Here is an 18,145-nt window from a genome sequence, read left to right as displayed (position 1 = left end):
GACGCGCGGCGCAACCGAAGGAGAGACAGAGATGGACGACGGCCACCCCTTCCGGGACGCGGCGGAGAAGGTGAAGGAGACCGTGACCGGCGCGACGGCCCCCGAAGGCCCGGAGGACGGTGTCCCCGGCAAGCCGGGCGTCGAGTCGCCCACGGTCGCCGAACCCACCGAACCGCGCGGGCCCCTGCCCCCCAAGGCCGACCAGAGCGGGCCGCGGCCGACCAGCCCGACCGGCTCCCCGTCCCGCGACGGCCAGGACGCCGTCGCCCAGCAGGGTGAGTACCTCACCACCGCGCAGGGCGACCGCCTCTACGACACGGACCACTCGCTCAAAGCGGGCCCGCGCGGGCCGGTCCTGCTCCAGGACCACCACCTGCGGGAGAAGATCACCCACTTCGACCACGAGCGCATCCCGGAGCGCGTCGTCCACGCCCGCGGCGCCGCCGCCCACGGTGTGTTCAAGGGCTACGGCAACGCGGCGGGGGTCACGAAGGCCGCTTTCCTCGGCAAGGACGTCGAGACCGACGTCTTCGTCCGGTTCTCCACCGTCCTCGGCTCCCGCGGCTCGGCGGACACGGTCCGCGACACCCGTGGTTTCGCGACGAAGTTCTACACCTCCGAGGGCACCTTCGACCTCGTCGGCAACAACATCCCGGTCTTCTTCATCCAGGACGCCATCAAGTTCCCGGACATCATCCACGCGGGCAAGCCGCACCCGGACCGGGAGATCCCGCAGGCGCAGAGCGCGCACGACACGTTCTGGGACTTCGTCACCCTGCACACCGAGGCCACGCACCACACGCTGTGGAACATGTCCGACCGGGGCATCCCGCGCTCCTACCGGATGATGGAGGGCTTCGGCGTCCACACGTTCCGCCTGGAGAACGCGGCCGGTGAGACGACCCTGGTCAAGTTCCACTGGAAGCCGAAGCTCGGCGTGCACTCCCTCGTCTGGGAGGAGGCGCAGATCGCGGGCGGCGTCGACCCCGACTTCCACCGCCGCGACCTCGCCGACGCGATCGAGGCGGGCGCCTACCCGCAGTGGGAGCTGGGCATCCAGACCTTCCCCGACACCCCCGAGCAGACCTTCGAGGGCATCGACCTGCTCGACTCGACGAAGATCGTGCCGGAGGAGCTGGCCCCGGTACAGCCGATCGGACTGCTCACCCTCAACCGCAACCCGTCGAACTACTTCGCCGAGACCGAGCAGGTCGCCTTCCACCTCGGCCACCTCGTCCCCGGCATCGACGTCACCGACGACCCGCTGTTCCAGGGCCGCCTCTTCTCCTACCTGGACACCCAGATCAGCCGGCTCGGCGGCCCCAACTTCGCCCAGCTGCCGATCAACCGCCCGCACGCCCCCGTCAACGACATGCTGCGTGACGGCATGCACCAGACGGCCGTGCACCGCGGCGTCGCGCCGTACCGCCCGAACTCGCTCGACGGGGGCTGCCCGTTCCTGGCGGGCGCGGCGAACGGCGCGGACATCGAGGTCCCGGCCGAGCTGCCCGCGTCCCGCAAGGTCCGTGAGGCGCCCGCCTCCTACGACGACCACTTCAGCCAGGCGCGGCTCTTCTGGCTGAGCATGACGCCGCCCGAGCGCGAGCACATCGTCAACGCCTACTCGTTCGAGCTCGGCAAGTGTTACGAGCAGGCGGTCAAGGAGCGCGGGCTTCAGGTCCTCGCCAACATCGACGCGGAGCTGTGCGCGCAGGTCGCCGCCTCGCTCGGGCTGCCCGCGCCCGCGCCGACCGAGCCGCTGCGCGACCCGCGGCCGAGCCCGGCGCTCTCCCAGATCGGCCAGGAGTGGCCGACGGACGGACGGCTCATCGGCATCGTGACCGACGGGACGGGCGACCTGGAGGGTGTGCGCACGGTCCGTCGGACCCTGCTCGACGGCGGGATGGTGCCGCTGGTCATCGCCCCGGCGGGCGGGAAGCTGGACCCGGACGGCGACCCCGTGACGGTCCAGCGGACGTTCGCCACGGCGCGCTCCATCGAGTTCGACGCCCTCCTGGTGGTCGGCGTGCCCGCCGCGGGCGCCGACGCCATCCCGGCGCGGGACGCGAAGGCGGACAGCGCGACCGCGACGCTCGACCCGCGCGTGCGGCTCCTCCTGGAGGAGGCGTACCGCCACGGCAAGGCCATCGGCGGCTGGGCGGGCGCCGAGCAGACCATCGAAGCCGCGGGGCTTCCTGCCGCCGACCCGGGCATCGTGCTCGGCGACAGCGGTTCGGCGGTCCTCACCCAGATGAAGGAACTGCTCTCCAAGCACCGCGTCTGGGAGCGGTTCGGCACCACCGTGTGACACGGGTGGCGCCATGACAGGGGCCGGGCTCCGCGGATCGTGTTCCGCGGAGCCCGGCCCCTGTGCGCGGTGCGCGGTGCGCTGGGCGCTGGGCGCTGGGCGCTGGGCGCTGGGCGCTGTGCCGTATCGCGCTCAGCGGCCCACGGCCTTCGCCAGCTGCTCCTTGTTCATGGAGGAGCGGCCCTCGATGTTCTTCTTCTTCGCCTCTTCGTACAGCTGGTCCCTGGTCGGGCCCTGGGCCCCGCTGTGGGAGCGCTCGCCGCCGCGCTGCGGCGCGGACTTCTTGTCCCGGGTCGACACCTTGCTCGCCTGCTTCGACTCGCCGGAACGGGCCCGCTCCTTGTTGACGGTGCGCGCCGCGATCTCCTCCGCGCGCCCCTCGGAGGTGCCGCGCTTCTCCGCGCCCTCCTTGATGTGCTCGTACTGGCGCTCACGCTTCGGGCTGGAACCTCGGGGCATGGATGTTCTCCTTCCGGACCGGGCGCGGCTCACTCGTCCGCCGCGCTGTGCGATGACCTTCCGCGTACCCTCCGGCGGGTCTCCCACCCGGATCCGGATTGCTCCCATCTGACGCGCGGCACGGCGTGTGTGCGAGCGGGCAGTGCCCGAACGGATGAGCCTCAGCGGAGGCGGGACAAGGAGCCGCCAGTGTCTAATGGGTGTGGTCCGGGCAGCCGCGGGCGGGGCGTCCGGTGGCGGGAACACGGGCGGGGGCCTCCTTCGACCTCGGAACGGTACGTACATGAGCAGCGAGAACACACCCGTGAGCGGGACCCCGGCCAGCAGGTCGGTGTTCGGCGCCCCCTGCTGGGTCAGCCTGTCCACGTACGACCTGCGGGTCGCGGAGGACTTCTACCACTCCGTGCTCGGCTGGGAATGGCACACCGGGGAGATGGGCGAGCAGTACCGGTTCGCGAGCGTGAACGGGGTGCCGGTCGCGGGTGTGTCCGAGGCGAAGAGCATGGGGCAGACGTCGGTCGCCTGGACCCCGTTCTTCGCCGCGTCCAGCGCCAACGAGACGGTGGCGCGCAGCCACGAGCGGGGCGGGACCACGGCGATCGGGCCGATCTCCTTCCCGCCGGGCCGTGCCGCGCTCCTCGCCGACCGCGACGGAGCGGTCTTCGGGATCTGGGAGGGCGCGCTGGTCGCGGGGTGGGAGGAGTGGCGCCGCGCCGCCCCCGCCTTCGTGGCGCTGTACACCCGCAACGCCTTCGACGCGGCCATCTTCTACGGCGAGGTGCTCGGCTGGGCCTCCGACGCCCCGGACTCCTGCGACGTGCAGTACGAGGACGAGGAGGTCGTGCTGCGCAGCCGGGGCGACATCGTCGCCCGGATCCACTCGGGGGCGGTGGAGGCCGCGCCCGACCCGTCGATCCGGCCGCGCTGGCAGGTGCACTTCTCGGTGCCCGACGTCCGGGCGTGCGCCGAGGCGGCGCAAGACCGGGGCGGCAGCGTCCTGCGGATGGCCGACGACGGGACGGAAGCGGTGCTGTGCGACCCCGACGGGGCTCAATTCGCCGTCAACTCGGACTGGCGCACGACGCGGTGAGCCGGGCGGGAGGATCCTCCAGGAGCGCCCACGCGGTGGCCTGGACGGCGCTGACGACGGGTTTGCCGAGGTGCTCACGAAGGTGGGGCAGCGCGTCGTAGGTGGGCAGTGAGGTGCAGCTGACGAAGACCGCGTCCGCCTCGGGCCGGTCCCCCGCGACGACCGCGTCCACCACCTGTTCCCGCGCCACGGTGTAGACATCCTCGACGGCGTCGAGCCCCAGCGCGGTGAGCCCCACGACGTCGAGGCCGCACTCGGCGAGGTAGGCGGCGAGCCGGGCGCCTACCGGCTCCTGGTAGGGGTGGACGACCGCGACCCGCCGGGCACCGACCGCGCGCAACGCGTCGACGGCCGCGCCGCTGGTCGTCAGGGCGCGCGGCGCCCCGTACCCGAGCATCGCCGCGCGCAGCGCCCGCTCCCCCGCCACACCGTCGACGAAGCTGCACGCGGTGCAGAGGTAAGCAACCGCCTCCGCGCCCCGTGCGACGAGTTCCCGTACGGGCTCCGCGAGCAAGGCCGGCCGGCCGAGGCGTGAGACCAGCTCCAGGTTGTCCCGGTACGGCACCTCGTCGGTGAAGGCGAGCGTGTACTCCGCCCGGGGGGCGAGCCACCGGCGCAGCTCCTCCCTCTGGTCGAAGTCGTAGGAGGCGAGCACACCGACGGGACGAGGTCGTGGTTCAGCCATGCGTCCGAGGCCAACGGGGCGCGGACGCGGCCCCGGGATGCGCCGGGCCGTCGCCCGGGGTGCCATGAGGGGAAGCGGAGCGGAACAGGAAGGGGCCTCGCGCATGGCGCGTCCGGTGTGGAGCGGCACGCTGACCTTCGGTCTGGTGTCCTTGCCCGTCCAGATGTACACCGCCACGGAGAACCACACCGTGCGCTTCCACCAGGTGCAGCGCGGCACCTCCGACCGCGTGCGCAACAAACGGGTGAACGAGCGGACCGGCGAGGAGGTGCCGCTCGACGAGGTGGTCAAGGCGTTCGACGACGGCGACCAATACGTGGTGGTCGAGCAGGACGAGCTGGACGACATCGCGCCCGGCCGCTCCAAGTCCCTCGAGATCACGGGGTTCGTGGACCTGGAGGACGTGGAGCCGGTCTTCTTCGACAAGACGTACTACCTCGGCCCGAAGGGCGAGCAGTACACGAAGGTGTACGCGCTCCTGGAGAAGGCCCTCGCCGAGGCGGGCCGGGCGGGGATCGCCACGTTCGTCATGCGCAACCATCAGTACCTGGTCGCGGTGAAGGCGGAGGCGGGGCTTCTGACCCTGCACACGCTGCACTGGGCCGACGAGATCCGGGACCCGCGCAGCGAGATCGACAACCTGCCGGGCCGCACGGAGGTCACCGACCGCGAGCTGAAGATGGCCCGGCAACTCGTCGACACGCTCGGCATGGAGTGGAAGCCCGAGGAGTTCCACGACACGTACCAGGAGCAGGTGAACGCGCTCATCGAGGCCAAGCGGAGCGGCAGGAAGAAGGGCAAGGCGGAGCCGCCGGCCGAGTCGACCAATGTGGTCGAGCTGATGGACGCGCTGCGGGCGAGCGTCGACCGGGCGAAGAAGCCCGCCAGGTCCACCGCGCGCGGCAAGTCCGCCAAGCGCGGCAGCGGCACGTCCGAGACCGGCAAGGCGGCGCTCGACGGGCTGACCAAGGCCGAGCTGTACCGCCGCGCCGCCGACGCGGGCGTCCCGGGCCGCTCCGCCATGACCCGGGACGAACTCGTCAAGGCCCTGACGCGGCAGGAGAACGCGGCGTAGGAAGAGGCGGCGGCACATGGGGCCGGGTCGCGTCAGGACAGTTTCTCCAGGCGCCGCGCGGCCGCCGCCACACCGCCGCCGTGGCGGCCGAGCCCCGCCCAGGGGTCCTTGTCGAGGCGGTCGCCGAGGTCGGCCACCGTCCATCGGCGGGCGGTCAGCTCCGGGTCGTCGAGTTCGTCCCAGTCGAGGGGCGCGGCCACGGGGGCGCCCGGCCGGGTCCTGACGGCGAACGGGGCGACGACGGTCTGGGCGTAGCCGTTGCGGGCGACGTCCAGGTAGAGCCGGCCCTTGCGGGCGTCCTTGCGGGGCTCGACCGTCAGCTCCTCCGGGTGGCGCGCGGCGAGTTCGCGGGCGGCGGCGCGGGCGAACGCGAGCACGTCGTCGGCGTCGTCGCGCCGGCTGAGCGGCACCACTACGTGCAGCCCTCGCGAGCCCGTGGTCATCAGGGCCGAGGCGAGTTCGAGGTCGTCGAGCAGTTCGCGCAGGCGGTGGGCGGCCCGGCGTACCGGCTCGAAGTCGTCGGCGGGCGGGTCGAGGTCGAAGACCAGGCGGTCGGGGTGGCGCGGCTGGTCGGCACGGCTCAGCCAGCGGTGCGGGGTGATGCACGCCTGGCTCGCGAGGTAGACGAGCGTCGCGGCGTCGTCGCACACGACGTGCGTGACCTCGCCGCCCTCCTTGGGCACCGACGCGCGGTGGATCCAGTCGGGGAAGTAGTCGCTGACCTCCTTCTGGTAGAAGCGCTGTTTGTCGATGCCGTCCGGCATCCGCTCCAGCATGAGGGGCCGGCCACGCAGCTCGGGCACCATGCGCGGGGCGACCCGGCGGTAGTGCTCGACGAGGTCGGCCTTGGTGATGCCGTCCTGTGGGAACAGCTCCTTGTCGGGCCGTTTCATCGCGATCGTGTGGCGGCCGATGCGTAGTTCGGCGTCGGAACTCACGTGACCGTCTCCTTCCGCTGGTTCCGGAGGTCTACGGGAGTGGCGTGCCCCCGGTCGCGTTCATGATCTCGGCGGTGATGAAGCTCGCTTGCTCCGAGGCGAGGAACACGTACGCGGGCGCCATCTCCGCGGGCTGCGCGGGGCGGCCCAGCGGCGCCTGCTTGCCGAACTCCTCGGTGTCCGGGAGCGTCGCGGGGATGAGCGGGGTCCACACCGGTCCGGGCGCGACCGCGTTGACCCGGATGCCCTTCTCGGCCAGCATCTGCGCGAGGCCCTGCGTGAAGGTGACGATGGCGCCCTTGGTCGTCGCGTAGTCGAGCAGGTGCGGGCTCGGCTTGTAGGCCTGCACCGAGGTGGTGTTGATGATGGAGCCGCCCTCGGGGATGTGCGGCAGGGCCGTCTTGGACAGCCAGAACATGCCGTACAGGTTGGTGCGCACGACCCGGTCGAACTGCTCGGTCGTGATGTCCTCGATGCCGCCCGGCTGCGACATCTGGTAGGCCGCGTTGTTGACCAGGACGTCGATCCGGCCGAACTCACCGACGGCCCGCTCGATGAGCCGCCGGCACTGCTCCTCCTCGCGGATGTCGCACTCGACGGGGACGGCCTTGCGCCCCGCCTCCTCGACGAGGCGGGCCGTCTCCTTGGCGTCCTCCGCCTCCTCGGGCAGGTGCGTGAAGAGGACGTCGGCGCCTTCGCGGGCGTAGGCGAGGACGACGGCGCGGCCGATCCCGGAGTCGCCGCCGGTGACGACCGCGGCCCGGTCGCGCAGCAGGCCGCTGCCCCGGTAGGAGTCCTCGCCGTGGTCGGGCTGCGGGTCCATGGCCCTGCCGGTGCCGGGGTGCTCCTGGTCCTGCTGGGGGAAGTCCGGCTGCGGGTGCTTGGTCGTGGGGTCTTGCGGGGTGCCGCCCATCGGTGCTGTTCCTTTCGTGCTCTGGAGCCGGTTCGTGCTCTGGAGCCGGTTCGTTCTCTCGAGCCGGTTCGCTCTCTGTCCGGTTCGTGTTCTGGAGCCGGTTCGTGCTCTGTACGGTTCGTGCTCTCGAGCCGGTTCGCTCTCTGTCCGGTTCGTGTTCTGGAGCCGGTTCGTGCTCTGTACGGTTCGTGCTCTCGAGCCGGTTCGTGCTCTGTACGGTTCGTGGCTCGCTGTCCGTGCCGGGATGCCCGCGGTCGCGCGTCCCGTCCACTCGTCGCGGCCGGCCTGCGCGAACGCACATCTCGGGACATCGGGTGTCCCGCAGATCGTTGCCCCACACCTCGCGAACGCCCACGAACGCGAACGCCGCCCGGCCGGATCGTCACCGGAGGCGGGCCGCGCACGGCGGTGCGAGACTGCCCGGGGAGTCGTCCGCGCGGGCCGAGCAAGGAGTGATGAGGTGACGGCACCCGAGGCCACGAGTACGGGGGACAGCGTTCTCGGCGAGTTCCTGGCCGACCCCCGCAACCTGCCCCTGGACCTGACCACTACGGTGGCCCGCTGCTCCAAGGCGCTCGGTCTGCAGGGCGCCGTGATCTACCTCGCCGATCTGCAGCAGCGCCAGCTGGCCCCGCTGAACGAGGTGGCGCCGACCCTCCCCATCGACGGTTCGCTGGCGGGCTGGACGTACCGCACGGAGTCCCTGCGCGTGGAGGAGTCCGACCTCGGCGGGATGACGGCCTGGCTGCCGCTCGTGGACGGCGCCGAGCGGATCGGCGTCCTCGCCGTGCGCTCCCCCGCCCTCGATCCGCTCACCCTGCGGCGCGGGCGGACCCTCGCCCATCTGTGCGCCATGATGATCACCTCCAAACGGGCGTTCAAGGACACCTACGTCCGCAGGGCCCGTACGAAGCCCATGCAACTGCCCGCCGAGATGCTGCGCGCCTATCTGCCGCCGCGCACGATCGGCACGACCCACGCCGTCTCCACCGCGGTCATGGAACCGGCCTACGAGGTCGGGGGCGACGCCTTCGACCACGCGCTGACCGAGACGACGCTGCATGCCGGGATCATGGACGCCATGGGGCACGACCTGGCGTCCGGCCTCACCACGGTGGTCTCCCTGGCGGCCTGCCGCAACGCCCGCCGCACCGGCGCCGACCTGCCCGACCTCGTGGAGTCCGTGGACGCGGCCCTGTCGCAGTGGCTGCCCGACCAGTTCTGCACCGCGATCCTCGCCCAGCTGGACCTCGCCACCGGCGGCCTCCGCTGGATCAACTGCGGGCATCCCGCGCCGCTTCTCCTACGCGACGACCGGCTGCTGCCCGCCGCGATGGAGCGTGACGCCGACCCGCCCCTCGGCCTCCCGGCCGCTCTCTCGTCCACCCCGCGCCGGGTGCACGAGATGGATCTGGAACCCGGCGACCGGGTCCTGATGTACACCGACGGCGTCACGGAGGCCCGCACCCAGAACGGTGGCGAACTCGGCCTCGACCGGTTCGCCGAGTACGTCATCCGGGCCACCGCCGCGGGCGAGCTGGCGGCGGAGACCTTGCGCCGCCTCATCCACTCCGTCGTCGACGCCCAGGACAACCGGCTGCGCGACGACGCGACCATCGTCATGTTCGAGTGGCGCCCGGCCTCCCGCTGACGGTCGGGACGAAAGTCCCGGTATACACCCGTTCGGGTGGGCAGAACACAGGAAGACAAGGTGACGAAACAGGGAGAAAAAGACATGGCCACGCTGCTTCCCACGGCTTCCGAGCTGCGCCGGGCGCTGATCCGCCACGACGAGACCACCGGCCTGCACGAGAGCCGGCCCACGCCGGAGACGGCCCGCGCCCGCGAGGACAGCGCCTACACGCTGTGCGTCCTGACCGGGACGAGCGGGGTCGAGGAAGCGCGCCGGGCGGCGCACGCCCTCCTGCACCCCCGCCCCGTCCGGGCCGCGGAACTCACCGCCCTCGCCGGTGGCGTGCGGACGGCGCCCTCCTCCGCGTCAGCCCGCCGCGGCGGGCTGCAGCCCCGCGTACACGCCGCCGCGGGCGACCAGCTCGGCGTGCGTGCCGGTCTCGGCGATCCGGCCGTCCGCCATCACCACGATGCGGTCGGCGCCCTGGATCGTGGAGAGCCGGTGGGCGACCACGAAGACGGTCCGGCCGTGCACCAGGCGGGCCAGGGCCTCCTGGACCAGCGCCTCGGAGCGGTTGTCGAGCGCTGACGTCGCCTCGTCGAGCACCAGGACGCGGGGGTCGCGGATCAGCGCGCGGGCGATGGCCAGGCGCTGCCGCTGCCCGCCGGAGAGCCGCGCCCCGCGCTCACCGACCACCGTGTCCAGGCCGTCCGGCAGGCGCCGGACGAACTCCAGGGCGTTGGCGTCGCGCAGCGCCCGCAGCAGGGTCTCCTCGTCGGTGTCGCCGAGCCCGTACGTCACGTTGTCGCGGATGCTGCCCTCGAAGAGGATCGACTCCTGCGGCACCACCGACAGGAACCGCCGGTAGCTGCGCAGGTCGAGGGTGGCCATGTCGACGCCGTCGAGCAGGATCCGCCCGGCCGTGGGCCGGATGAAGCCGATGAGCAGATTCAGGACCGTCGACTTGCCCGCGCCGGACGCGCCGACGAGGGCGACGGTCTCGCCGGGCCGGGCGGAAAGGGTGAAGTCGTCGACGGCGACGCCGTCCGCCTCGCCGTCCGCCCCGGCATAGGAGAACCCGACCTTCTCGAAGGCGATCCGGCCGGTCACCCGCTGGAGCTCGGCCTTGCCCGCGTTGCTCTCCAGGTCGGGCGCCTGCAGCACCTCACCGGCCGAGCGCACCGACTCGAGCCCCTTGCTGATCTGCGGGGCCAGGCCGAGCAGCGTCGTCACCGAGCCGGTCAGAAGGGTGAAGAAGGAGCTGAGCATGACGACGTCGCCCGCCGACACGCCCAGCCAGCCGTGGTACGCGACCAGGGCCGAGCCGGTCAGACAGCAGACGCCGAGGATGTTGAGCAGCACCCAGGCCGCCGAGTTGAAGCGGCCGTTCATGGTGTCCAGGCGCAGCCCGGCCGCGAAGACCTGGCGCAGGGAGCCGTCGACGCGGCCGAGCGCGGTGCGCTCCAGGCCGTGGGCGCGGGTGATGGGGATGAGCGTGGTCATCTCGCCGACGCGGGAGGAGAGGTGCTCCACCTCGCGGCGGAAGTCCTCGTTGTGGCTGCGCAGACGGCCGCGGAGCCGCATCACCAGGAGCCCCGCCACGGGGACGACGACGAGGAACACCGGCAGGAACTCGGGCGTGCGGAAGCCGATCAGGACGAGCCCGCCGATGAGGGTGGTCACGGCGCCCAGGCCCATGTCGGCGCTCTGCTGCACCATCTGCTCCACCGCCTCCACGTCCCGCACGACCTTGGCCTGCAGAACGCTGGAGCTGACGCGGGAGTGGTAGCCGATGGAGAGCTGCTGCATGCGGCGGCAGAGCGCCGAGCGCAGGGTCGTGCCCATGCGGCGGATGCTGCCGCCGAGCAGACGTACGTACCACTGGTGCAGCGGGTAGTTGATCACCAGGATGAACAGCAGCAGGCCGGTGGCCTGCCAGAGCTCCGCCTGCCCGCCGTGGCGTACGACGACGTCGAGGACGGTGGCGGTGATGACCGGCAGCAGCCAGATCGGGCTGTGCTTGACGGCGAAGAGAAGTATCGCCAGGAGCAGCTTGCTCCGGTCGGGGCGGAAGAGGTGGCCGAGGGTGCGCAGGGGGTGCTCGCCGCGGTACTGGTGGTCGAGGTGGTCGGGGACGGGTCGGTGCATGATCCGATCCCACCGCATCTACGGCGTACGGGTAAGCGCTTCCCGGTAACTCTGGCGTAAATACTGGACGGAGGGGCCGTGGGCGCGTGGCCTCAGGACGCCGCGGGGTCGCGGTCGGAGGCCGGCCAGAAGTAGGGCATGTCGTCGGGGACGTCCGTGAAGACCGGCGCGTAGATCTCCGGCGCCTTGCGCAGCAGGGCGGACCGGTGGCTGCGGTGGAAGGCGGGCTCCCCCAGCCAGGGCGGCAGCTCCCCGTCGGCGGCGAGCTGCTCCTGTTCGCGGACGGGGACGCCCGGGTGGTGCCTGGTGAAGTCCGTGATCATGGTGGTGGCGCAGGTGTCGGCCCGCCCCTCGGCGACCCAGGTCGCGCACACGTCGAGGCCGTAGCGGACCAGGGCCTCCTCGTAGCCGATCCACATGCGTACGGCCGGGTGGTTGCGCCACCCGTAGCCGGGCACGGTCAGACCGCGCAGCACCTGGAGCGCCTCGACACGCTGTTTGCCCAGGCGGGCGCGGTCCAGTACGGCGGCGGACCGGGTGAACTCGGGGTACGGGAGAAAGGTCTGCACGCGGCATGCCTACCGCGCGGCGCGCGTTCCCATACGAGAGATCGGCGCAGATGGCGGCTGGTGTCCCTGACGAGGCGGATGTGGACGCGCCGTTCGGTGAAGCGCCAGGCGCCGCCCAGGCGGGCGAACCGGTCGTGGTGGCGGCCCGCGGCGACCGCCTGCGGGGGCAGCCCGTCCACGGCCTGGAGGACGGTGACGTACGAGCGGGCGGCCGCGGTGCCGGTCGCCTCGTCGGCGTCGACGAGTTCCGCGTAGGTGGCGCCCAGGTACGCGATCGCGTGGTGGGGGCTGGGCGCGCGGGCGCCGGAGGCTGGGGCGGACAGGAGCGTGGCCTCTCACGTGCGGCGGGGGGCGGCGGCCGAAGGCGACCGGCGCCGGTGTGCCCCTGCTCTGACGCGCCGCGTCCCTGCTCTTACGCGCCGCCCCCGTTGTCCGCCGACGCGTCCGCCAGGCCCGCGATGACCGCCTCCGGTGTGGCGTCGCCCGTGTCGTCCCAGTCCCATGCCTGGCTGTCGACCGGATCGGCCGGGGTGTCCGGCGCGTCCGGGCGGGCGGCCCTGGCCTCTATCCGGGCGATCACGGCGGACATCTGGCTCTGCACGTTCTTCGGCAGGGCGCGATCGCCGGCAGTGGAATCGACCAGGTGCTGCGCGACCAGGTGCAGCTTGATGTTGGTGCGCTGGGAGACGTCGACCAGCGCCTCCCAGGCGTCCTGGGGGCTGATGCCGAACGCGGCAACGAGGACGCCCCGGGCCATGTCGATCGTGCCGCGGCTCTGCATCGCCCGCCGCAGCTGCGCGACCTCCCGGCCCAGATCCGCGCGGTGCCCGTCGACCGATTCGCAGGCCGGGTCCTCGGCGAGGGGGTCGACGCTCAGGAAGACGTTGACGGCCGAGCAGCCGCAGGGCTCGACGCGGCTCAGGTCGAGGCCGACGCTGCCGTCCGAGGCGAGCAGAAGCGGCCGCAGAACACTGTTCAGCTCCTGCTCCTCGTGCAGGTGGAGATCGCCGCGCACGCTGACGACCATCTGCTCGCCGTCCCAGTGGTTGAAGAGCGTGAGCCCGGTCAGCCGAAGGGCGTCGGCCTTGGCGTCCGGATCGGCGCAGGTGGCGGCTACCACGCTCCCAGGCTGTGCAGACTCTGGCATGGCCTCTCCCTCACTGCGGCCCGGCGGTCCGCTCTCAGATTCCCGCCCTGCGGCAACATACGTCAAGCGATACCTGAAACGAAGTTCAGGGGTTCAAAGACACGAAGCGTGGGGCCTACGATTCGGGCATGGATGGAGTGCCGGAACCGCATGCTGGATGGACGTTCATCACCAATCACGCTCGGGTGCTGGCAGCTATCGCCGACGATCCGAACGCGCGGATCCGCGACATCGCCGCGCATTGCAGGCTCACCGAACGAGCCGTCCAGAAGATCATCGCGGATCTGGAGGCCAGCAGCTTCCTCTCCCACACACGTGAGGGGCGGGGCAACGCCTACCGCATCACGCCGGGAAAAACCTTGCGCCACCCCGCCGAGGCGGAGGCGGGCCTGACCGTCGCGTCCCTCCTCGCGCTGCTCGCCCAGGACGAGGCGCACCGCGCCGACCAGCTGCGCCCCGGCCCACGACAGAGCGCCGACCAGGCGTGAGGGCGGCTCAGGAGCCCGGCAGGAAGAGGCAGAACGGGTGACCGTGCGGGTCACGCAGAACGCGTACGCCGTCCTGCGGCTGATGGTCCTCGAGCGTCGCGCCGAGTGCGCAGGCGCGCTCCGTCTCCGCCGGCAGGTCCTGGACCTCCAGATCCAGGTGCGCCTGCATCTGCTGCGTACCGGGGGCCTGTGGCCACACCGGGGGCGTGTGGTCCGTCTCCAGCTGGAAGCTCAGACTGGGCCGCTCCTTCTCCGGGGCGCGCAGCCGGACCCACTCCGGTGAGCGGACGACCTCTTCCCAGCCGAGCAGTGCGCGGTAGAAGTCGGCCAGCGCGGGCGGGTCGGGCGTACCGAGGACGAAGGCACCGAGCGTCGCTGTCATGCTCCTACGGTTGCCCATGGCATCGCTCCTTACCCGCCTACGGAAACGGACGTACCGGATATGAGCACGGAGCCCGGCGGCGAGAGCCGCGCAGCCCGCTTCGAGCGCGGCATGGAGGTGCTGAACGGGGTCAACGCCGAGATCGGCCCGCGTCTCACCGCCTCGCTCGCTGATGTCAGCCCCGAGCTGGCCCACCAGGTCGTGGCCTGGGGGTTCGGGGAGATCTACGACCGCCCCGCCCTGCCGCCGCGTGACCGGCAGCTGGTCACGCTCGGCATCCTGACCGCCCTGGGCGGCTGCGAGGCCCAGCTGGAGGTGCATGTGAACACCTCCCTCAATGTGGGCCTCACGCCCGAGGAGATCGTCGAGACGCTGCTGCACGCGGCCGGTTACTGCGGTTTCCCGAAGGCCCTGAACGCCACCGCCGTGGCGAAGAAGGTGTTCGCCGAGCGCGGTCTGCTGCCGGTGACGCCCGACTAGGGCCCGTCGTCGGCGCGCCGGAGCGACGGCGCGGTCAGGCCCGCCGTGCCGAAGACGACGGCCTCGCGGCGGGATACGGCGGAGCGGGCGACGGCCGAAAGGTACGGGTTCGTCGCGGTGGCGCGGGCCCTGCTGCGCGAGCCGGACCGGATCGACCGGGGGGGGGCGAAGGACCCGCGGACCCGGTCGCTGCGCATCCACTGCGACACGTGCATGCCGGTGCATCAATGCGACACGTGCATACCGACCATCTACCGCGGCACCCGCTGCGTCCTGGCGGTGGCCGCGGACCGTCGCTCGTAGAGCCGTAGTACGCCGCTGCGCGCCGCGTGCTCCTCGCGCAGGACGAAGTGGCGCCGCAGGATGTCGGCCTTCGTCCGCTCGGCCTCGCCCCACGGGGTCCAGCCGGGGCGCAGGGCGCGGGAGTCGACGACCATCCACACCCGGTCCACCGACCGCAGCCGGCGCGCCAGCGTCGCCGCGTCGGTCTCCTGGCTGTACAACTGGCCCGCCCGCGCGCCGCTGCGGGCCAGCGCGACATCGTACGGGCGGTGGAAGGCGGCGGGGTAGGCGGCCGCGGCGCGGCGGGCGTTCGGCGACGGCTGGAAGAGCAGGGCGCTGCCCGGCTCCAGTTCGCGTGCGGCCAGGACCGCGATGCCGGTCAGGTCGTCGGGGCGCGCGTGCGGGCCGCGTTCGTGCGCGTACACCGGCAGCTGCGCGGCGAACGCGACGCAGGCCAGGGCGGCGCCGCCCGCCGCGAGGAGGCCGTGCGCCCCCGACGTGCGGGGGCTCCTCCCGGCGGGCAGCAGGCAGACGATCCGGTCAGCGCCGGCGGCCGCGAGCAGCGGCACCCCGGCCAGGCAGAACAGCACGTAACGGTCGTAGTAGAGCGGCTCGTAGCGGGAGACGCCGAGCAGGAGCGCGGGCGGCACGACCGCCAGCGGCAGCGCGACGGCGCGCAATGACACCCGCCCGGGGTGCGGCGTCCGCGCGCACGCCCCCACCACCGCGAGCGCGAGGACCACCGCGCACACCCCTTCGGCGGGCCCGGCGAACGCCTCGATCAGCCCCCGCACCTGCTCCCGGCCCGGCTTGCCGAGCCAGCCGACCTGGGCGCTCTGCGTCCGCGAGAGGTGGACGAGCGGCACCAGCGACACCAGGACGCACGCCGCCACCGCGAGCCATGCCCGCCACACCCTCCAGGGCGCCCGCGTGCAGCACAGGGTGCACGCGTGGGCCGCGAGGACGAGCACCGACAGCTCGTGCAGCCAGGCCGTCCCGGCGGTCGACAGCGCGTAGAGCAGCCAGCGCCGGCGGCCACCGCCCTGTACGGCGCGTACGAGGGCGAGGGTCGCGGCGAGCGCCCCGGCGGCGACCAGGGCGTAGGACCGGCCCTCCTGCGCGTAGCGGCCGACGAAGGGGGTGACCGCGAAGAGCAGCCCCGCCCACAGGCCGACGCGCGGGCGGGCGAGGCGGGTGCCGAGCAGGCCGACGAGGCCGGCCGCCACGGTGGCGCCGAGGACCGAGGGCAGGCGCAGCAGCGTCTCGCCGGGGCCGGGGGCGAGGACGAAGTGCATCAGCGCGTAGTAGAGGCCGTGCACGGCGTCGATGTGCGACGCCAGGTGGGCGATCTGCGGCAGCGAGCGGTACGCCATCTCCAGCGTGACGCCCTCGTCGCGCCAGACCGCGTTCCGGTCGAGCCCCCAGAGGCCCAGCGCGGCCATCACCAGGGCGGGGAGGGCTACGGCCGCGAGAGTGCCGAGCGCCTCGTGGCGCGGGCTCGTGTGCAGGGGGTCGGGGGCGGGAGCGGGATCGTTGTGCAGGACGGTGACGGCCACCGGCTCATTGTGTGAATTTCAGACTGCCGCGCATGGCGCCACGCGCGGCGGGTCACCCGAAGCGCCCAGCCGCCCCGCCGCGCGGCGGCCGTGGCCGTGTCCGGGATGCACGAGGCGTCCGTACGCCCGACCGTGGGGGCATGGACAAACCGATCACCGTCTATCAGCCGTCGACCTCCGGAGGGCGCCGGGTCCGTGTGGACGGCGAGATCCTCGGGCTCGCCCATGACGTGCGCGACGTCGCCGAGTTGCTGCGGCGGGCCGGGCTCGACATGGACGAGACCGACGTGGAGTCGTCCGCCCTCATCGACTGGCGCGGGGGCGGCCCGGGCACCTGGCCGTCCCCCTGGTAGCGCGGCGGCCGGCTACCCGTAGGTCAGGTTCGAGCAGAGGTCCTCGTCGGCCGAGCGGGCGTCGTCGGCGACGCCGGAGGGGACGGTCGTGGGCGCCGTAGAGGCTGCCGCCGGCGGTTCGGCGCCGGTGTAGTCCGCCCCCAGGACGACGGCGACGCCCGCAGTACTTACTGCGCGCAGTTCGGCGCCGGGGAAGAGCAGGGCGACCTTGGCGGCGTCGGCCTCACGCCCCGCGCCGTACTCGACGGCGGTGGTGGCGTGGTCCTGGGTGCGGGCGTTGCCGGTGCCGGTGACGGTGAAGTCGTGGCCGGTCAGCGTCTCGGCGGCGGTGGAGGCCAGGCCCTTGGTCAGGGTGCCGTTGTAGACGGCGACGGCCACGCCCGTGCCGGAGACCTGCGGGGTCGACTGCGCGGAGGGCGAGGGCGAGGCGGAAGCTTTCTGCCCGTCCTGCCCCTTCTTCTTGCCGCTCGCGTCCTTGCCGTCGAGGGTGCGGTCGTCCTTGAGCGCGGCCCACAGCGCGTCGGCGTCCGGCTGGACGATGGCGACGCGTTTGCCCTCGTACCGCCACGGGACGGTGACGAACTTGGTGTTGTGCAGGTCGACGTTCTTCATGCCCATCGCGAACTTGAGCAGCTTGTCCGCCGAGCCGAGGCCGGAGTCGACGGTCATCGACTCGGTGGCGGCGTCGGCGAGCGGCAGCAGCTTGGTGGGGGTGAACCCGTCGTCCTTGATCTTCTTGATGAGGCTGGAGATGAACGCCTGCTGGCGCTTGATGCGGCCTATGTCCGAGCCGTCACCGATGCCGTAGCGCAGGCGGACGTAGTCCAGGGCCTTCTGCCCGGCGACCGTCTGCTCGCCCTTCTTGAAGATCAGTTTGCCGCGGGTGGAGCGCTTCGGATTGAGGTCGTTCTGGTAGACGTCGTTCGGGACGCAGACCTTCACCCCGTTGACCACCCCGGTCAGTTGCGAGAAGCCCTTGAAGTCGATGACGACCGTGTGGTCGACGCGCAGGCCGGTCAGCTTCTCGATGGTGTTCTGGGTGCACGCCGGGTTGCCCTCGGCGGTCTCGCCCGTGGAGTAGGCGGCGTTGAACATCGTGTTCGTCCGCGTCTCGCTCCACGATCCGTCGGGGAGCTTGCACGGCGGGATGGTGACCAGGCTGTCGCGCGGGACGGAGACACCGACCGCGTGCTTGTGGTCGGCGTAGACGTGCAGCAGGAACGCGGTGTCGGAGCGGCCGATGTCGTCCTTGTCGCCGCCGCCGAGTTCGGCGTTGCCGCCGGTGCGCGCGTCCGTGCCGATGATCAGGACGTTCTCACCCTTGGACGCCGCGGCGTCCGGCCGGTTCTTGGAGACGCCGTCGTCGGAGAACGTGTCGATGTTCCCGTTGAGGCGCAGGTACAGCCAGCCCGCGCCGGCCCCGACCAGGACGAGGAACGACAGACCTATGACGAGGCCGATACGCAGCTTGCTGCGCTTCCGCTTGCGGCGGCGCCCGTCGCGACGGGGCGTGTCGCCGGGCGCCGTCCGGCCCCTGTGGCGGGAGCGCCCGGCCGGCGCCTCGGGAGTCTGCGTCATCGACGTGCCCTCATCCTCTGCGTCCCTCTTTCAGCCCAAAGGGTTGTACGGTTGCGCAATG

Annotated in this window: 19 protein-coding genes and 1 pseudogene; 8 read left to right on the top strand and 12 right to left on the bottom strand. The window is 72.2% G+C overall.

Going from position 1 to position 18,145, the window contains the following annotated elements; genetic code table 11:
- The first annotated feature begins 31 nt into the window (after nucleotides 1–31).
- On the top strand, nucleotides 32–2,308 hold the full coding sequence (locus ACH4RC_RS05510; RefSeq protein ID WP_398195420.1) for a catalase: 2,277 nt from the start codon (nucleotides 32–34) through the stop codon (nucleotides 2,306–2,308).
- A gap of 132 nt (nucleotides 2,309–2,440) precedes the next feature.
- Here the strand turns inward: ACH4RC_RS05510 and ACH4RC_RS05505 are convergent, their stop codons facing one another.
- Entirely contained in the window at nucleotides 2,441–2,767 is a 327-nt protein-coding gene (locus tag ACH4RC_RS05505) for a plasmid stabilization protein (RefSeq protein ID WP_398195417.1), read from the bottom strand.
- Between the two features lie 283 nt (nucleotides 2,768–3,050).
- Here ACH4RC_RS05505 and ACH4RC_RS05500 point away from each other — a divergent pair, with 283 nt between their 5' ends.
- Nucleotides 3,051–3,857: a VOC family protein gene (locus tag ACH4RC_RS05500; protein ID WP_398195414.1), complete on the top strand. Its 807-nt coding sequence runs from the start codon at nucleotides 3,051–3,053 to the stop codon at nucleotides 3,855–3,857.
- Here ACH4RC_RS05500 and ACH4RC_RS05495 read toward each other — a convergent pair.
- Nucleotides 3,829–4,542: an Asp/Glu racemase gene (locus ACH4RC_RS05495; protein ID WP_398195411.1), complete on the bottom strand. Its 714-nt coding sequence runs from the start codon at nucleotides 4,540–4,542 to the stop codon at nucleotides 3,829–3,831. The two genes, ACH4RC_RS05500 and ACH4RC_RS05495, sit on opposite strands and share 29 nt — an antisense overlap.
- Nucleotides 4,543–4,645: 103 nt before the next feature.
- Between ACH4RC_RS05495 and ACH4RC_RS05490 the strand changes: the two genes are divergently transcribed.
- Nucleotides 4,646–5,617 (top strand): Ku protein, encoded by a 972-nt coding sequence (locus ACH4RC_RS05490; RefSeq protein ID WP_398195409.1) that lies wholly within the window; start codon nucleotides 4,646–4,648, stop codon nucleotides 5,615–5,617.
- A gap of 32 nt (nucleotides 5,618–5,649) precedes the next feature.
- On the opposite strand, the gene ligD is transcribed toward ACH4RC_RS05490, so the two are convergent.
- Nucleotides 5,650–6,510, bottom strand: a complete 861-nt coding sequence (ligD, locus tag ACH4RC_RS05485; RefSeq protein WP_398195740.1) for a non-homologous end-joining DNA ligase — start codon at nucleotides 6,508–6,510, stop codon at nucleotides 5,650–5,652.
- Between the two features lie 76 nt (nucleotides 6,511–6,586).
- On the bottom strand, nucleotides 6,587–7,468 hold the full coding sequence (locus ACH4RC_RS05480; RefSeq protein WP_398195407.1) for an SDR family oxidoreductase: 882 nt from the start codon (nucleotides 7,466–7,468) through the stop codon (nucleotides 6,587–6,589).
- 460 nt (nucleotides 7,469–7,928) lie between these two features.
- On the opposite strand from ACH4RC_RS05480, the gene ACH4RC_RS05475 reads away from it, so the two are divergent.
- Together ACH4RC_RS05475 and ACH4RC_RS05470 are read left to right on the top strand one after the other, a co-directional pair.
- The gene (locus ACH4RC_RS05475) at nucleotides 7,929–9,119 is read left to right on the top strand and encodes a PP2C family protein-serine/threonine phosphatase (RefSeq protein ID WP_398195404.1); all 1,191 of its coding nucleotides are present in this window, start codon (nucleotides 7,929–7,931) and stop codon (nucleotides 9,117–9,119) included.
- An 84-nt stretch (nucleotides 9,120–9,203) separates the two neighbouring features.
- A pseudogene (locus ACH4RC_RS05470) lies at nucleotides 9,204–9,386 on the top strand (DUF5133 domain-containing protein); the annotation flags it as partial.
- Nucleotides 9,387–9,467: 81 nt separating this feature from the next.
- Here the strand turns inward: ACH4RC_RS05470 and ACH4RC_RS05465 are convergent.
- The 4 genes from ACH4RC_RS05465 to ACH4RC_RS05450 form a co-directional block, all read right to left on the bottom strand.
- A complete protein-coding gene (locus tag ACH4RC_RS05465; protein WP_398195402.1) occupies nucleotides 9,468–11,249 on the bottom strand; it encodes an ABC transporter ATP-binding protein in 1,782 nt (593 codons plus the stop codon).
- A 92-nt stretch (nucleotides 11,250–11,341) separates the two neighbouring features.
- Nucleotides 11,342–11,818: an MSMEG_6728 family protein gene (locus ACH4RC_RS05460; RefSeq protein WP_398195400.1), complete on the bottom strand. Its 477-nt coding sequence runs from the start codon at nucleotides 11,816–11,818 to the stop codon at nucleotides 11,342–11,344.
- A complete protein-coding gene (locus ACH4RC_RS05455; protein ID WP_398195737.1) occupies nucleotides 11,710–12,093 on the bottom strand; it encodes a nuclear transport factor 2 family protein in 384 nt (127 codons plus the stop codon). The genes ACH4RC_RS05460 and ACH4RC_RS05455 overlap by 109 nt, the downstream gene beginning before the upstream one ends.
- A 137-nt stretch (nucleotides 12,094–12,230) precedes the next feature.
- Nucleotides 12,231–12,938, bottom strand: coding sequence for an ANTAR domain-containing protein (locus tag ACH4RC_RS05450; RefSeq protein ID WP_398195397.1), 708 nt, complete (start codon nucleotides 12,936–12,938; stop codon nucleotides 12,231–12,233).
- A gap of 155 nt (nucleotides 12,939–13,093) precedes the next feature.
- Between ACH4RC_RS05450 and ACH4RC_RS05445 the strand changes: the two genes are divergently transcribed.
- The gene (locus ACH4RC_RS05445; RefSeq protein WP_398195395.1) at nucleotides 13,094–13,453 is read left to right on the top strand and encodes an ArsR family transcriptional regulator; all 360 of its coding nucleotides are present in this window, start codon (nucleotides 13,094–13,096) and stop codon (nucleotides 13,451–13,453) included.
- A gap of 7 nt (nucleotides 13,454–13,460) precedes the next feature.
- On the opposite strand, the gene ACH4RC_RS05440 is transcribed toward ACH4RC_RS05445, so the two are convergent.
- Entirely contained in the window at nucleotides 13,461–13,853 is a 393-nt protein-coding gene (locus ACH4RC_RS05440) for a VOC family protein (protein ID WP_398195392.1), read from the bottom strand.
- A gap of 42 nt (nucleotides 13,854–13,895) precedes the next feature.
- On the opposite strand from ACH4RC_RS05440, the gene ACH4RC_RS05435 reads away from it, so the two are divergent.
- Nucleotides 13,896–14,315 carry a carboxymuconolactone decarboxylase family protein gene (locus tag ACH4RC_RS05435; protein WP_398195389.1) on the top strand — a complete coding sequence of 140 codons (420 nt, stop codon included), beginning with the start codon at nucleotides 13,896–13,898 and terminating at the stop codon, nucleotides 14,313–14,315.
- On the opposite strand, the gene ACH4RC_RS05430 is transcribed toward ACH4RC_RS05435, so the two are convergent.
- Entirely contained in the window at nucleotides 14,312–14,530 is a 219-nt protein-coding gene (locus ACH4RC_RS05430) for a hypothetical protein (protein WP_398195388.1), read from the bottom strand. The two genes, ACH4RC_RS05435 and ACH4RC_RS05430, sit on opposite strands and share 4 nt — an antisense overlap.
- A 36-nt stretch (nucleotides 14,531–14,566) precedes the next feature.
- The gene (locus ACH4RC_RS05425) at nucleotides 14,567–16,153 is read right to left on the bottom strand and encodes a glycosyltransferase family 39 protein (RefSeq protein ID WP_398195385.1); all 1,587 of its coding nucleotides are present in this window, start codon (nucleotides 16,151–16,153) and stop codon (nucleotides 14,567–14,569) included.
- 140 nt (nucleotides 16,154–16,293) lie between these two features.
- Here ACH4RC_RS05425 and ACH4RC_RS05420 point away from each other — a divergent pair, with 140 nt between their 5' ends.
- On the top strand, nucleotides 16,294–16,506 hold the full coding sequence (locus tag ACH4RC_RS05420) for a hypothetical protein (RefSeq protein WP_394428603.1): 213 nt from the start codon (nucleotides 16,294–16,296) through the stop codon (nucleotides 16,504–16,506).
- A gap of 12 nt (nucleotides 16,507–16,518) precedes the next feature.
- Here the strand turns inward: ACH4RC_RS05420 and ACH4RC_RS05415 are convergent, their stop codons facing one another.
- Nucleotides 16,519–18,084, bottom strand: a complete 1,566-nt coding sequence (locus ACH4RC_RS05415) for an LCP family protein (RefSeq protein ID WP_398195382.1) — start codon at nucleotides 18,082–18,084, stop codon at nucleotides 16,519–16,521.
- Nucleotides 18,085–18,145 lie beyond the last annotated feature (61 nt).

Origin of the sequence: Streptomyces sp. NPDC016845, assembly GCF_044332585.1 — a bacterium.
GTDB lineage: Bacteria > Actinomycetota > Actinomycetes > Streptomycetales > Streptomycetaceae > Streptomyces.
This window is presented reverse-complemented; position numbering and strand designations above follow the sequence as displayed.